1 protein-coding gene is annotated in these 17,675 nt (G+C 51.1%); it reads right to left on the bottom strand.

The genetic code is table 11. The features are described from left to right. Positions 1-44: 44 nt before the first annotated feature. Positions 45-17,654 (bottom strand): SDR family NAD(P)-dependent oxidoreductase, encoded by a 17,610-nt coding sequence (locus AC1S8V_RS15810; RefSeq protein ID WP_482069836.1) that lies wholly within the window; start codon positions 17,652-17,654, stop codon positions 45-47. Between the last annotated feature and the right edge of the window lie 21 nt (positions 17,655-17,675).

The following is a 17,675-nucleotide window of genomic DNA, read 5'->3' as shown; positions in this document are numbered from 1 at the left end:
AGTCTTAAAAACCGGCTTAGAAGCAAGTTAAAAGTAAAATCCAACTATTTGAGATGCATTAGCTGATCAAGGGTACATTCGCCGCTGCGTATTTTCTCTACAAGGTGAATGTAATTCTGGTCGTCGGAACGGGTGTATGCATCATCCGTAGTCATAATCGGCGCTGTCCCGGAAACATCCATGAAACTTCGCATTTGATCAGCCTCCCCCTGCATGACGACTACAGGTGACCTTCTCTCTTGCAGCGTCTGCAGGAGAGATTGCATCGCATTTACACGCTCCAATGGAGCCATGCCTGATATTCGCTCCATGTTCTGTCTGGCATGATCATTCATATTCATACCGCCCTCTTCCCATAAGGGCCAATTAATGGAGAGTGTAAACCCGTGACGTTCTCCCTGTTGAACACGTTCATTGCGGTATTCGGAATATTCGTCCATAAACGCATTCGCCGCTGCATAATCGGCCTGACCCACATTGCCATGCGCCCCGGCAAGCGAGGAAAACAAAACAAAAAAGTCCAGCTTGAAATACTGGCTTGCTTCATCCAAATGAACCGTTCCCGCGACTTTTGGAGCCAGCACCTCCTCGATGTCGTCAAGCTCCTTTCGGATCATATAGCTGTCGCGAATCAAGCCCGCATTATGAATAATTCCATGCAGTGCGCCGTAATTTTGGCTGATTTCCAGCATCAGTTCATCTACAGCTTCCCTCTTCGAGACATCCGAACGCCGATAGATGACCTCTGCCCCCATCTGTTCCAGCAACGCCATTCGCTGGTGATCTGAATCATCCGGTTCCGAGCGCCCTGTAAGGATGAGCACGGGATGTTCCGCCTGCTCGGCGATATGCTCCGCTATGATCGATCCGATTGCTCCCAGACCGCCTGTAATCAGATACACGCCTCGATCTTTCCAAGGCAGCTCGTCAAGGGATGAATGCGAAGTACCGACCTCGTTCCACAATGCTGTATATCTTCTATCGTTCTGATAGCGGATATGTGTGTCGCCAGCGCTTTGACTGCTTTCCGTCAGCATTTGTACCACTCGTTCGGTACTCTGAAGATCATCTGCTTCAATGACTTGAATGATGATTTTCGGATTTTCCAATTCAGCCGTTTTCAGCAAGGCAGATAATCCTCTGAACAACTTGTATTGTGCCCGCTTGGCAACCAGCAGTTGAATGAGCACAGTACCTTCCGGTCTAGCTTTGAGCAACTGTTGTACATAACGATAGGCCTTCTTAACAGCAAATAGATATTGCTCATCCATCAAGCCGGAATGACCAACTCGATCCGCTGGGTCTGGACCTAGGGATACATACTGCACATTCGGAAGTTTGGCAGCGATGGCATGTTCCTGCTCTGTCCAGGGGCCAGATAACATGACGATATGACGACTATATACAACCTCAGGCACAACTACAGCTTCCTGCTCTTTCCACTCTCTTGCAAACATCAGTGTTTGTGATTCGGTTGGAGATGATGTTTTCCCCATGTGAATCTCTCCCTTCAACGGTTTGCTAGTGAAGCCCTCGAATTGGACACATATATTTCCATCTTCATCACACAAGTCAATGTCCAGCTTTTGCAGCGAAGTAGATGGTTTATGTCCGTTACTGTAACGAATATAAGCCCACATGTTTGCTGTGCAAGGACGACGGAAAACGGCCCGCTCCAGTGCAAAAGGAAGCAGCGGACTTGGACTTGTCTGCAGTCTGTGATCATCAGGCATCGAATGTGCAAGCAGCAATCCAATGGCGGACTGCAAAGCCGCATCTGCCATGGACGGATGAAGGATGAAGTCATGAGCGGAGTCCCTCACCCGGGTAGGTAGAGCGAGCTTGGCCAGCACCACATTTTCTCCCGTATAAACCGTTTCGATCCCTTGCATGGCTGTACCATAGTGAAGTCCCATCCGTTCAAAAGCATGATAGCATTCATCCGCTGTCCACGGTTTGATGCATCTTTTTCGTATGTCTGCCAGATCCAGCCGTAAGTTTTGGGATTCGGTTCTCAGCAAAGCCAAACCCTGACTGTGCAGCAACTCGGCTGACGCGTCTTGGGTGTACACTTCATAGTGAATGTCTCCCTGCTCTTCCGTATACAAACGCACATGAACGTCGATGGACTGAGCGGCGATTGCCATCGGTCTTCCCCAGATGATATTTTCCAGGACAATCACTTCGGGCACGGAACCAGCATATTCTACAGAGCGTTTCACAGCCTCGCGAGCCATTTCCAAATAGGCCACTCCCGGAAGTACCCGGTGGGAACCGACCTGATGGTCTGACAGGAAAAATTCATTACCGCTAAACCGTGAGGTAAAGCGCTGCTCCGATAACAGGGATGTATTATGGTGAAGCATCGGATGAAGCACAATGGTATTTCGTGAATCTGCCTCGGTGGTATTAGCAACATGCAACATTCCCTTGGCTTCAGGCAGCCAATATTTTTCCCGCTCAAACGGATAGGTGGGCAGACTCATTTTGCCTGGTGTTATTGCACCATACATTTGCTTCCAGTCCAGCTTCGCGCCATTCACCCATAATTCCAGCAATCGATCCACGTTAACTTGCATCATGGCCAGTCTGACATCCTCAGAAGGAGGTTTATTCGCTTCTTGCTCGGTGTCTAAAGGAGTATACGAGGTTCGATTAACCCTTCCTCTGTATATCCCGGGAATGGTTTGTTTTAACTTTCCGGTTTGAATGGTAACCAGTCTAGCGATCAGTTCACGTATCGTGCTTGCTGTAAAAGCCAAACGTTCTTCCATTGCCTCTCTGCCGGTTTGAAGTGTATAGGCCAGCATGTCTAACACCTGATCATCCAATGTTCGGCGGCTAATATATAGTAGAAGTTTCTCCGCCACAGCAACCAGCCTTTCTTCATTTCGGGCAGACAAAACGATCATTACCGGTTGCTCCGACTTACGTTCTGTCCTGCCAGAAGAGCTTTCTATCACAGGAAAAGAAGGTTGAGCAGGAGCAGGAATGTATTCTTCAACGATTACATGAGCGTTTGCGCCTCCAGCGCCAAATGAGGATACACCAGCAATGCGCGGTATTTCCCGCATCTGTCCGTCCACCTCAACCATCGGTCTTGACCAATCACTCGCCTTCTTCTGTACGATAAACGGCGTGTTTTTGAAGTCAATTTCTCTGTTCAGCTCTCCGGCATGCAGGCTGGGTGCAATCTGACCATGTTTCAACTGAAGAATAATCTTGGTAAGTCCGCCAATTCCGGCAGCCGATTCCATATGTCCAACGTTGCTTTTCAGTGACCCAATGGAACAGTATCCCTTATCCTGCGTATCCTGGCGGAACGCTCGGGCAAGTCCGGCCATTTCAATCGGATCTCCCAGGCTTGTCCCGGTTCCATGAGCTTCGATATAGCTGATCCAACGGGCATCCATGCCTGCTTTGTTGATCGCTTCCCGAATCAGGTCTCCTTGGGCTGCAGGATTGGGAACCATATACCCATTTGTCTTGCCACCATGGTTAATGTGGGTTCCGCGGATGACAGCATGGACCTGATCGCCATCTTCTACTGCTTTGGACAGCTGTTTCAGGATAACCACTCCTACGCCTTCCCCGGGTACAAAACCGTCCGCCTCCTGAGCGAAGCTTTTGCATTTTCCGTCCGCTGCCAGCATCTGCTGGGCACACAAGGCAACATAGCTGGAAGGATGCAGATACAGGTTCACCCCGCCTGCAATCGCTGCCTCACATTCGCCGCGGCGAATGCTTTCACAGGCTTCATGAATAGCCGTGAGTGAAGAGGAGCACATCGTATCCACTGGCATGCTGGGACCATGGAGGTTTAGCAAATAGGAAACCCGGTTTGCGACCGAACTGAACGAGGTCTGCGGGAACCATTCACTGCTTTCATTCCACAGAGGCGGGCCGTAGAGGTTGAAGCCATTCTTGGTAATGCCCGCGAACACCCCCACTTTGCCACTGTACTGTCGATCCATCTGTTCCCTTGTATAACCCGAGTCTTCAAGCGCTTCCCATACGGTTTGCAAAAAGAGCCTTTCCTGCGGGTCCATGTTCATGACCTCTCGGGGAGAGAGCTGGAAGAATAGCGGATCAAAATCGGCGTATCCTTCAATGAAGCCCCCCCATTTGCTGTAGCTCTTGCCTTTGCGTGCGGCTTCCTTGCGGTCCGGTTCATAGAATCCTTCAAGTGACCAGCGTTCTTCCGGAATTTCCGTGATGCAGTCCTTGCCTGCAATCAGGTTATCCCAAAATTGCTCCAGATTATCGGCCTGCGGATATTTGCCGCTAATGCCGATAATGGCAATCGGCTCATCGGCAGCCAAGTTGGGAGGTGCCGTGATGGGTACATGCTTTGCCGGATGTAAAACAGGCTCGTGCATCGTCCTTTCCACTGCGGAAATGGTTGGCTGAATAAGGGATTCGCGCGTTTGTTCCGGCTCTTTTTCAGGCAGATTCGGTAGGGCCGCCGCCAGAAGCTCCTGTCTGTGCTGTTTCATAAAATAATGAATTAATGATGCAAGTGTTTTGTGCTCAAAAAACAGCGTGGTGTTCACCCCGTCAAAATGCTTGCGCAACTGATTGGTCAGTTGAACAATCAGGATGGAATCGATGCCGTAAGCCTCCATTAGTTCGGTTTCATCGATGTGTTCAGGTAACATCCGGATAACCTCTCCAACCAGACGTTTGAAAAATGTAAGGCTGGCCTGCCACATCTGATCGGAATCCAGTTCGGACTCCGGCTGTGACAGTTGTTCGATCTGCATTTTGTCCATGTTCATGACCGATATGTTTTCAGAAGAAATCGGCTCATGATTCAAACTGGCCTCCGCAGGAGGTATGGCCATGGATATATATCCGTCGCTGAAGGCGGTGATGATCTGCTGCCCAAGACTTTCACCTGGTTCGGCTGGCAGCATTGCCTGTCCAAACCCAGTCTCTTGTAGCGTCTTCTGCCATTGCTGCTTGCCAAGAACAGGGGAGCCCCCGATACGGATATCATCATCTTCATACCGCCACCAGCCTTCCAGCAAACCAAATGTCAGGTGGCTAAACAGCGAGCTGTGGGTCAATTCATTCAGCAGAAGCAGGCCGTTTTGTTTCAACAGATAGTGAACGTGACCCAGGGTACGACTTATGTTCCGGGTAGCATGAAGAACATTGGCTGCGATGACCAGATCATACCTCCCCAGATCATAGGATTGTTCGGCAGGAGGCTTTTCGATATCCAGAATGGTGCAGTTCAGATAAGGGTGATTCTCCCCGTAAGTCTTATCTCCATGAAGCAGGAATGCTCTGGAGATGTCGGTGTAAGCATACTCCGCAATAGACGCGGCAAAGGGTTTGATTCGCTCAAGCACCTTTTCGGTCGTTCCTCCTGTCCCGGCACCGATTTCAAGAATACGCAAGCTGGCCTGCGGATTGGATTCAAGCCGCTCGGCGAGGTACGCTGCAGCGGTATCGGCCAGTATTTCGTTGAAATAGTCTGCTGCTGAATTATGCTTGTAAATATTCTGCACCATATCCATCGCTCCGTCAGGGAACATGATATGGGTGGCAGCCAGCTCTCCTCTGACAATCTCCGGCAGGCTGCGTATCATCTGGTCGACTAACTTAACCTGGGGCGCAAAATCCGGGTCCAGCAGCCAGTGTTTCATACGCTGGTCCCATGCCGACCACATCGAGTCAGAAGCAAGAGACTGTTCCGACAACGTATACTGCTCTATGCGCTTTTTGCTTTCCTTCATCCAGCGATCATCGATGGCCATAGGACGGTTTACCGAATCAGCTGAGCCCATCTGCTGCAACTGAATCGACAGCAGTCCGGCCAGCATGGACTCGAATTCATCGTTAAAGGCAGCCCACTTTTGTTGAATCGGCTTCACGTTAAGCTGCTGCCCAGAAATTCTATTCATGAGCTGATGTCGCCCTACGTGCTTGGCTTCAGGTGCTACAATAAACATCCGATCAGACGCCGTGCCTTCCACTGCCCCTGGCTTGTCCGTCTGAATGAATGCCAGTTGATGCTTGCCTTCTGCCATCAGCAGTTCCAGTGCCCGCATGGCATCCTCAGCATGTATGGAACCAATTCCCGACTGATTCAGTCTTTGCTTGAAGGCGGCAGGCACCTTACTGGCGATGCCGGTCTCAGCCCAGTAACCCCAATTCATCACTTTTACAGGGAATTTCCAGGATTGTGCCGCAGCACTCATGCCATCGATAAAGGCACACCCGGCAGCATATCCGGCTTGTCCAGCTGGTGTGGTGAACGAGCTCATGGAGGAGAAAAACAGCATGAAATCCAGGGGCTCCCGTCCAAAAATATTCATCATGTTCACACTGGCATCCAGCTTGGAAGACAATACATTGCGGAAATAATCCGGTGTCATCTGAGACAGACTTTGATCCATCAGGCCCACCGCAGCATGCACGACCCCGTGAATGGCTGGCGCCAATGATTTGATCTGGCGATAAGCCTCCTGCAAGCTGTGCTTGTCGGCTGCATCCGCAGAAATATACAGCGGTTCGGTTCCCAATCCGCCAAGGCGTCTGCATAGCTCTTCAATCCTTGCATCGACTGCCCTTCGGCCAATCCAGATAAGCCGCGCCTGATAGCGCCGAATCATATATTCACTCCATGCTTCCCCAATGCCGCCCGCACCGCCAATAACAACGTAGACGCCATTTTTTCTGAATGCTTCATGCGTGTTACCGAGCGTGTCACCCATAGAGCAGACGCTCACAAGTATACGTTCATACCTTTTTCCATTCCGCCGGGCGCGCGTATTCCCATCCCATATCCCTGGGAAATGGCGTTCGGGATGTGCTCCAATATCATGGATATCATCCACATCCAGATGGCAGATCCTCCAATCCGGCATTTCCTTGGCGAGGGAACCTGCGAGTCCGCTAATTCCGGCGTGCGCAGGGTAGATGGCTTCTCCGGCTAATACGTTGCAAGCCCTCTCCGTTATCATGGTCAGATCGAGTCTACGTGCGTCGTAGCCCAGATTCAACAAGACTTTAATGAGGAGAAATGTCTGAAACAATCCCTGGTTCTGCTCATTGATCACTTCCACAGCATGCTCCGGTCCGTGAACAATGCTTGAGGGCGGCACAATCCAGACCAGACGGCTGATTACGTCATGGCGCTTTAACTCAAGTTCTAGTTCTGTTTCTGAGGCATTCCCTTCAACCGCAACAGGTCGCAGGTAGGGATGCCATTGCTGAATGACGTGCTGCTGCCTCGACGTCCCGCCTACGATAATCCCCGAACCACCGAAAGACATGGACAGAGGTTCGGTTACATCGGGACTGGCCGATACTTCTCTCCAACCTGGCGCATAAGTCATCGCTCCCGAGAGCGGAATTGGTGTCAGTGTCTGCTTCTCCGAGGTGGCGTAAGCTATTGTTTCATACGGAAGTGGCTTCGCAAGTGTATTGGACTCTTCCTCAAAAAAGCTGGACGGTTCCCCGGGGGACGGTGTGTGCAAAATCGTCAGCCCTATGAATTGCAGGATTGTTTTTCCCTGCTCGTCACACAGATCGATCTGCACTTTGCTGGCTGTTCCGGATGAATCCTGCTCCGGTAAAAGACGCACCCATGCCCAGACGGAATCCGGGCAGTCTCGATAGATTACAGCCTGATCCAAGGAAAATGGGGTAACTCCCCCTTCCTTAAATTGCGACAATCCGATGCATGCCTGTATAGCTGAATCCACCAGAGCCGGATGCAGACCGTACTCATCAGCCGTGGATGCAAGAGATGACGGCAGTTTCAATTGTGCGAGGACTTGCCCCTCTCCAATATGAAGACGCTGAATCCCTTGATGACCCGGTCCGTAAAACAGGCCGGACTGCTCAAAGAAACGGTAACATTCAGCAGCCGTCATCGTTTGTTTTCCACATTGCAACAGCAAGGATTCCAGATCGATCGTTGGATAGGAAGCTGCTTGACGAGTGGACGTCGAGATCGTGCCTATATGATGTACATTTCGTTTGGATGGTTCGGATCTCACGGTTCTCGGGTTGTATTCCCCGCTGGTTATTTCATAACGAAGCTCCCCTGTATCCAGCGGAGTCAATCCCAATTGCGCCTGAAGCCTGTCCGGTGTGACTGAATGCAGTTCCATCCCCAGCGGCACAGTCCAGTAGATGTCGCGAATAACAATAACCCTGTCCTGCCGGGATGTATCTGTCGGAATCACCTGTTCCACCGCTGCCCTGGCCATTTCGAGGCAGGCGGCCCCTGGCATGATTTTACGATTGTGAATGACATGATCATTTAGAAAAAATTCCTGTCCGCTCCACTCTGAACTGAAACGAATCCCTTGCAGATCCGATGTATTTCGCTGGAGAAGCGGGTGAAGATAAGATGTCGGTACAGGTTGTCTCGATTTTCGCTCCTTCTGTTCAGGCACCCAATAACGTTTTGTGGCAAACGGATACGTGGGCAGACTGATTCGCTGGGGCGCCATTCCTGTGTAACCTTCAGACCACGGAACCTCAAGCCCCTTCACCCAAAGGTCCAGCAGCTGTCCATACTTGCGTTTGCGGACCCAGCTTTTTACCGTTTCCTGCATATCTGCATCCTCTGCCAGTGCAGCGATGGAGGCTCTGTGGGACTTTAGTTTTCCGCGATAGATGTTTTCGGCTTTCTCCGGATTAACCATATAGGCATCGAGCCGTTCTTTTAATTCAAGAATGGAATCTGCCAGAAAAGCCAGTCGCTCTTCCATCGCCGCACGCCCTGTCTGAAGTGTGTACGCGAGCTGAGGCAGATGACGATCCTCATATCGTCCCGATTGCAGCGCCACCAGCAATTGCCGAGCCTGTTCCTGAAGTCTCTCTTCGGTTTTGGCTGACAGTACGATGCATACAGAAGTAGCTTTGTTCATTGAGTCCCCGTGAGCCGGATGAAGGGTTCTATCCGAATCGGCTGCCGATTCAGCCGGAATATACTCTTCAAGCAGCACATGTGCATTTACGCCTCCGAATCCGAAGGAACTCACTCCTGCACGTCTTGGCAGCACTCTCCCGGCAGAGTCATTGAGCGCTTCCCATGCTTTGTTTTCATCGACGATGTAAAAAGGACTTCCTTCCAATTGAATGTAAGGGTTAGGTCTCTCATAATGAACTGTCTTGACGAGCGTTTTGTATTTCATTTGCAGCAGTACCTTAATGACCCCGGCAATGCCCGCGGCAAGCTCCAGATGTCCAATGTTGGTTTTGATAGAGCCCAGTCCGCAGGAGGCTGAGGTTGTTATATTTAGTTCCACGTTTGCAAGAGTCTCCTGAAACGCGATCTTCAAGCCATTAATTTCAATGGGATCACCAAGTGGCGTGCCTGTTCCGTGAGCCTCAATGTATCCTATGGTAGAAGGGTGCACACCAGCCTTTGAATACACGGACTTAATCAAGTCGGCCTGAGCTCGAGGGTTCGGTGCTGTGAGCGATGCGGCCCGTCCACCGTGATTTTCATCCGTAGCACGAATCAGGCCATATATGTGGTCACCGGCTTGCTCAGCGGCTCGTAACCCTTTCAGAAAAATCATGCCAACGCCTTCTCCGCGTACATATCCGTTAACCCCATCGGAGAACGTTTTACACCGTCCATCGGGACTCAGCATACCCGCTTTATTGAAACTGATATGATAGTCCGGGTCCAGAATGGTATTAACGCCACCCACTACAGCAGTTTCACAGTCACCATTTCGTATCGCCTGAACAGCCCTGTGAAGTGCCACCAGCGAACTGGAGCATGCCGTCTCCACGGGTTCGCTCGGACCGTGTACATTCAGGAAAAAACTCATTCGGTTAGGACCTACGGAAGCCACATGGCCTGTCGAAGTATATCCTTCGATTACGGTATCCGCCTGTGCCAACAGACGATGATACCCGCTGCTCGCAGTGCCAACAAAGATACCCATTTTTGAACCGGACAAGCTCGGTGGTGCATAGCCCGCATCTTCGATTGCTTTCCAGGCATACATCATCAAAAGCCGCTGCTGCGGGTCCATCAATTCCGCTTCACGCGGGGAAATGCCAAAGAAGCCAGGATCAAATTCGGCGACACCCTCCATAAATCCGCCCCATTTGATGTTGGTTTTATTGTGAGCCTGATCGGGGTCTCCATAAAAGGCTCTCCAGTCCCACCGATCCGGTGGAATTTCCGAGATGCAATCCCGTCCCTGAAGCAGGTTATTCCATAAGGCATCAATGTCCTTCGCCATCGGAAAACGGCCGCTCATGCCAATAATGGCGACGGGTTCCAGTTCCTTATGATTTTGATGATCGGATTCAGGCAGGCTGGATTCTCTATGGCGTTCGGAGGATGATATTGAACCTTCCATTTGTCCTTTCTGCTCAGATGAATCTTCTGTTTCCTTCTCCTGTGGTGAGTCATCAGCATGCAGTCCCTCGGTGTCCATGTGCTTCTCAGGCAAAAGTGTATCCCACTGTTTCGGATAGGCTCCGACAAGATGTCCTGTTAAAGACCTTAAGGTGGAGTGCTCAAAGAAAACAGTAGGTGTAAGTTTAAGCGCATAGTGCTCATTAAGAATACCGGCGAAATCGGTAAACGAAATGGAATCGAATCCATATTCGCCAAATTCCACATCTGGAAAGATGTCGGTCCGGTTTACCTGCAACAACTCTGACATATGATCCGTTAAAGCGTCTTGGACCCTGGAAACGAGCAGCCGTTTTCGCTCATCCCCTGTCGGCCCTGTTCGTTCTTTCGACTCGGGGACGTCGCTTGGGACGGCAACAGACGTCATGGATTGTGAAGGAGCTGTGGACATGTTCCATATCGACGGCTGATCCACCGAACCTGCGAAATCTGACATCACACCTGACAGAAATACGTCCGGTTCACCGTAAAAAGCCAGCACTTGGGATGAACCGCTGTTCAAGGCCATATGCAACAGCTTGATTCCGATCGAGGTGTCCATCGGCTGCATTCCCCATTGGCGGCGTATTTTCTGCTCCGCTGCTGCCCCTGGTTGCATGCGTCCTTCCCTCCAGAGCGGCCAGTTGATTGCGAGCGTTGTGCCGTTTCGCTGTCCGTTCCGAACCAGGGCATCTCGGTATGTGGCATAAGCATCCATGAAAGCATTCGCACAGGCGTAATCCGCTTGACCCGAATTGCCTGTCACAGCAGCGAGCGAAGAGAAAAGGACAAAAAAATCGAGCGCCATATGGGCGGTCGATTCATCAATCCATATCGTGCCATCCACTTTGGGAGCCAAGACGGACCGCAGTTCTTTTGAATCTTTGTGCCGTAAGGCACGATCTTTCACGACACCTGCAGCATGAATAATGCCGTTCAGCTCACCGTAATCAGACTGAATTTCCTGTACCAGTCTCCGAACTGCTTCACGGGAAGTAATGTCCGCTTTCCTGTAAAGCACGTGATTTCCGTTCAATTGAAGCTGTTGAAGATGGGCCTGCTGCTCGGCGTTTGGAGTCGAGCGACCATTTAACAGAATCGTGGCGTTCCTGATCTGACTGACAAGCGTCCGCGTCAATGCTAATCCGAGTCCGCCGATGCCTCCGGTTATCAGATATACCCCACCGTCTTTCCAGGACAATGAATTGCCAGCGGAGTGAGCAGACAGCTCATGCCAGACCCTTGTCTGCCTGATGCCGGAAGCCGGATAGCGGGCAATTACGTTTTCTGAATGACGACTCTCTGAAGCCACTTTATCAATCAGTTCTCCTGTTTGTATGGAGGAGTGCAGCTGAATGAGCTGGCATGTCAACTGTCGATGCTCTCTTGAAGCCGTCAACAGCATTCCGGCAAGACCATTGAGCAGTCCGCCCTGCCCCTCTTCCTCGAAAGGAATAACGAGCTGAATAAGTGTGCTTCCGGTTTCCGTGTTCACCATTTGACTGATTTCTTCGAGCAGGTGTGCAGCTGATTCAGTAAAAAAGCTTGCAAGCGGGTGCAGCAATGCATTATCTTGCTCCAATCGCTCTGCGGATGCAAATGCGTCCATTGCCAGTCGCACGCAGCGAGCATGAGGGAACGATTCACGCAATGAAGATAGCTGCCCTGTAAAATGATCCGAAATCAAGATCAGATGGCTGTTGTACTGAACGGCTGATTGGTCGGAAGAGATCTCAAGCGGCTTCCATTCCGGCACCATTAGAATCGGCCTCACGTTTTCTTCCTTCTGTGTATCGAAATCCTTCTCCAGAACACGCGGCGTAAATCCGGTCATGCGTATACGTACCATTCCGTCCATGTCGCACAGCTCTACATCCAGCTTGTGAATTTTGCTGTCCCGGCTGTTTCCTGAACTGTACGTGGCAACCGCCCACATCTCCGCTGTGCAGGGGCCCAGAATATCCAACTGCTCCAGCGCAAACGGCAGCGCAGGCCTGCCGGAGGCAGCCTGGTCCGTCACAATGCCGAGCAGATATCCGATGGTGACCTGAAGTGCCGAGTCCATCAAGCTGGGATGAAGAACATAATTTCCACCCGAGGCCTTCAGAGATTTTGGGAGTGACAAGTGTGCTATGACACGATCCTGTCCAACATATACGGACTGTATCCCGCGTAAGCCCGGCCCAAGGACAATGCCAGTTTGAGCGGAGGCAGCGTAAAATGCTTCGGCATGGACCGGGCTGGGTTTGCAGGTCGCAAGCTCGCTTTGAATATCCCGCTCCATCTGCACCGGAAGCTTGGCAAGCATGACTTGGCCTTGACTGTATACCTGTTTATTTTGACCGCTTTCCTTTCCTTGCTCCTGATAAATTTCAAAGTGCATCGTTTCATCACCCTCTGTCTGTTCGACAGGACGAAAACGGATGGCAAAGGACGGTGATGTTTCATCCAGAATTAACGGGGCTGACCAGATCACGTTTCTCAAGCGAATCATCCTCGAATCCAAGAAATCACCCCAGGCCGTATCTGCTGCAAAGCACACCCACTCCAAATGAGCTACACCCGGAAGCACCTTCATCCCCTTGACCAAGTGATCCTTGAAAAAGAATTCCTGACCACTGAAAGTGGACGAATATTGCAATTGCCTTACGCTGGATGTTTTTCTGTGAACAAGTGGATGCAGCACTGTTCCAAAAGCATGTTCTGCGCTCGACGGCTGTTTAACCCGCTGCATTTCTTCACGTGCCGGTACCCAGTAGTCGTCCCCTGCAAAGGGGTAAGTCGGGAGCGGGATACGCCGTGCAGAGATTGGAAACAGCTTGTCGAAAGAAAGATCGTAGCCCTGGACATACATTTCGCAGAGGGCTGCCAAATGCTCCAGATAAACAGACGAATCCTCCGTTTCCCGGCATTCCCTTATACATTCGGCGGCGTATCGCTTCAACGAGGCGTTGCCGCGCTGTTCATTTCGATTAACGAACCCGCTGGTTACTGAATTGCTCTCCCCTTTTGCAAGCCACTCACTCAACTGATCTGCAAGCTGCTCCCCGTTGCGGGCAATGCAGATCATCCGATGGGCCAAATGAGGTCTACCTGTAAGTAATGTATAACTCATATGCAGGCTTTCCACCGCGGAGTTTTCCTTCGCATAGGACACAAGCTGCTCAGCTTGCTGACGTAGTTGGTCCGCAGTACGGGCTGACAGTGCAATCAGATATCCGGGCCGCAGGTCGGAACTGGCTGCCGGACGCGGGGGTGCCTCTTCAATGACCATATGAGCATTGGTTCCGCTGAATCCAAATGAACTGATCGCAGCCCTTCTCATCTGTCCTTTTTCCGTGTCCCATGGCTTGGTCTCCGTATTGACATAAAAAGGGCTGTTGCCGAACGTAATGTTGGGATTGGCCTTTTCCATATGCAGCGAAGCTGGAATACGCTTGTGACGCAAGGAAAGTAATACCTTGATCAATCCCGCAATGCCTGCTGCAGTTGCCAGATGCCCGATATTGGTTTTGATGGAGCCTAGCGCACAGTATTGTTTCTGATCCGTATATGACGAGAAGGCGTTAGTGAGCGCCTGGAACTCGATCGGGTCCCCGAGCCGGGTTCCGGTTCCATGCGCCTCTACCAGCTGAATGCTGGCCGGATCGATCCCAAAGCGATCATAGACCTGTTTCTCCAGAGCAGTCTGCGATTTGGCACTTGGTGCGGTAATTCCGTTGGTCGTACCGTCCTGATTGATGCCTGTTCCGCGAATTACGCCATGGATGTGATCTCCATCACGTACAGCATCACTGAGTCGTTTCAGCAGAACCGCTCCAGCTCCTTCTCCTGGCACAAAACCGTCTGCCCGTTCATCAAACGTATGACATCGCCCGGTGGTTGAGAGCATGCCGGCACGGTTGGCATCCATATAGAACTGGGGAGTCGATTGAATAAACACCCCGCCCGCAAGCGCCATTTCTGTTTCCCTGGCCCACAGCGACTGACACGCCAGATGAATGGCCACCAACGAGCTGGAGCAGGCGGTATCTACCGCAATGGCAGGACCTTTCAAATCGAGATAATAGGCGATCCTGGCCGGAATGATGGACCCGGCTTTCCCCCAGAACGACTGAGCCGGAGGCTGATCACCCATCAGCTGTCCATAATCCATTTCCGTACAGCCAACGTATACGCCGCATTTGCGACCCTGCATGGAATCGCCGGCATAACCGGCATCCTCGAATGTTCTCCAGGCTTCCTCCAGAAAAATCCGTTGCTGAGGGTCCATGTAGGCCGCTTCTTGCCCGGAAATGTTAAAAAAGAGTGGATCAAACGCATGAATGTTATCCAAAAAGCTGCCCTGGTCGCAAAAGGAAACATCCGCTCCATAATGCTTGGCAAGATTCCAGCGCTGCTCACGTTGGATCAGGTCATCTCCCTTTTCGAGATGCGACCACAATTCCGCTACGTCGCGCGAACCCGCAAATCGGCCGCTCATGCCAATGATCGCCACCGGCTCATACGTTGTCAGCTCTTCACTTTCGTTTCCCAATCCGTCACGTTCAATCCGGGCTCGGTTGGTGACACTGGCAGAATCGGCTGGAAGAGCGGCAGCGGCATGCTGATAGCGCATATATTCCGGCACGCTGATGACAATTTTGCCGATATTTTTTCGTTGATCCATACAACGGTAGGCTTCCTGCAATCTGTCCATCGGGAATGTTTGACCGATCAGGGGACGGATGACCTCTTCTTCTACCCACTGCATCATCTCTTGCCTGTATTCCGCGAGCATTTCCGGCTGCTCCATGCCCAGCTTGCGCAGATCCAGACTGTAGAAGCTCTGGTTGTGATTAAGTCCCGACAGATTTACTGCATGGGCGCTTTTCAGAGCTGTCATCGCGATCTCAATGTATCTTCCGTTCCGAGCAAGACAGTTTAGTCCTTTTTGCAGCGCCTCGCCTGGCAGGGTATTTAGAATGACGTGTACCCCTTCTCCGTTCGTGAGCCGCTCTACTTCCTGTTCAAAGTCCGTAGTGGCATAGTTGATTACATGGCTGGCGCCCATTTCGCGCAAATAATCCAGCTTGTGCTGCTTGCTGGCCGTGGCGAAAATTTCTGCACCAAGATGGCGGGCAAGCTGAATGGCTACAAGTCCGACACCTCCGGTTGCCGTTTGGATCAAAACCCGTTCGCCGGGTTGAATATTGGCTTTGCGAAAGGCGGCAATGACGGTCATGGCTACGACGGGCAGCGAGCAAGCTTCCTCATGAGTGAGCCGATCAGGCTTGGCAAACACTTGCTCCGCTTTACATGTGATGGCGGTGGCATGCGCTCCGAGAGAGGCATCTGCATAGAACACTACCTCATCACCGGTTTTTACCGTTGTAACGGAGGCCCCTGTTTCGACTACAATACCGGCTGCCTCAAAGCCTGGTGTAAAAGGATACGGCGGCATGGTCGGATACAGGCCACGAATACAGAGCAAATCCCCAAAATTCAGGGAAAACGCTCTGACCGAAATGCGCACTTCGTCAGGCTGCAGCTCCTGTACAAGGAGCTGATGAAGCTGAAGATCACTGATCTTCGAGGGGCTGTTAATATGTGTCCGATAAAAATAAGAACCCGAGGTCTTGTCATTGATTCGGGTATTACGTGCTTCCGCTTCGCTGCTGTCCACAAAGGGAGCCGGTGGATAATTGACAGATTCGGAAGGGAGCGGTGTGCCCGGAAAAATGGTTGTCGTTTTATCTGATGCCATGGTAGCTGCCAACTCCGGCTCCAAAGCCTGACTCTGCAAGAGCAGCGATTCGATCGTTTTTCCGTTTTCCTGCAAAATGTGTTCTGCCAGACGATCCACATTGTTATAGTCGAACAGGACGGTCGTTTGCAAGGTCAGTTTGCACTTCTGATTAAGCACGTTGACCAGATGTACGGCAATAATGGAATCGACGCCATAGTCCGAGAAGCTGCGATTGTTCTGGATTCTGGACTGTTCCATCTTCAAGTCCTCTGCGATGCTTTCACGGATCGCCTTTTTCACAAACTGTTCAGTCATCTCCGTGGTGATGATTCTATGTTCCGCAGCGGTCTGCTCCTGTTCATAGAACGACCCGCTCTGGTGTACGATATCGGCAGGACGACTGGGTTGAAAAACGTTTTTAACAATAGGTACAGAAACGTTAGCCCGAATAACGATACCGTCACTTTTGGCGGCAATGATGTGCTGTCCATAGCGGTCTGCCTGTTCTGACGGGTAATGAACGGAATGATAGCCTTCCCGCTGAAGCATCTTTTTCCAGTTTGCGGCGGACAAAGCCGGACATCCCGGGATGCGGACATTCGCATCCGTGTACTGCCACCAACCCTCCAGCAGTCCAAAGGTCAGGTGATTTATTACGGTTTTGCGCGTAATCTCGTTTAACAGCAATTGCCCATCCTTTTTGAGTGATGCCTTGATCATGCGAAGTGTGTCTCGGATATCGGGGGTGGTATGCAGTACATTGCTCGCAATAATGAGATCATAACTCCCCGGTTCAATGCCTTGCTCGGCAAAAGGAATTTTCAAATCGGCAATTCTGTATGTCAAATAAGGTACCGAGGGGCCATACTGCTGCTCAGCATGCATGAGAAAGGCACGGGATATATCGGAATAACAGTATTCCTGTATCTTGTGTGCGACGGGTTTTAACTTTTCAAAAACGACTTCGCTTGTGCCTCCGGTACCGGCGCCGATTTCCAGAATGCTTACTTTCCTGTGTTCTGTTATCTCGGACGTATATTCACTGATCACGCTCAGCGCCTGTTCCGCAAGGATTTCGTTGAAATAATCGGCAATGGCATGATGTTTATAAATACCTTCGACCATATGCATCGACGAGTCGGGAAACATCACCTCGGTAGCGGCCCTATGTCCTTTGAGAATGTCAGGGAGAGCACGAATCGTCGAATCGGCCAACCTTGCATAGGCACGCACATCGGGATGCGAGATCCAGCCCGGAAGTCTGCTCTCCCATTCCGTCCAGGATAACCGTGTCCAGGCCGCAATCTCTTCTGATCGGAGGTTTTCAACCGAACGAGGCAACTCCTGGGCATATTCGGCAAGCATCAGGCGACTTTCGATCAGCCATTTTTGATAGAATGGACGGACCGATTTTTCAAACACAAAATGTTCATCCATACATCCTGCATTGTGCAGCTGCCCCCATAATAACCGAATAAGAAGCCGTTCGATGCTGCTCATCTGCTCCTGAACCGAATCCATATGTTCTGTAATGATCATCTACTACACTCCCTTTGCATA

This window comes from Paenibacillus sp. B46(2026), from assembly GCF_056786355.1.
The sequence above is the reverse complement of the archived record's forward strand: the minus strand, read 5'-3'. Positions and strand labels throughout refer to the sequence as shown.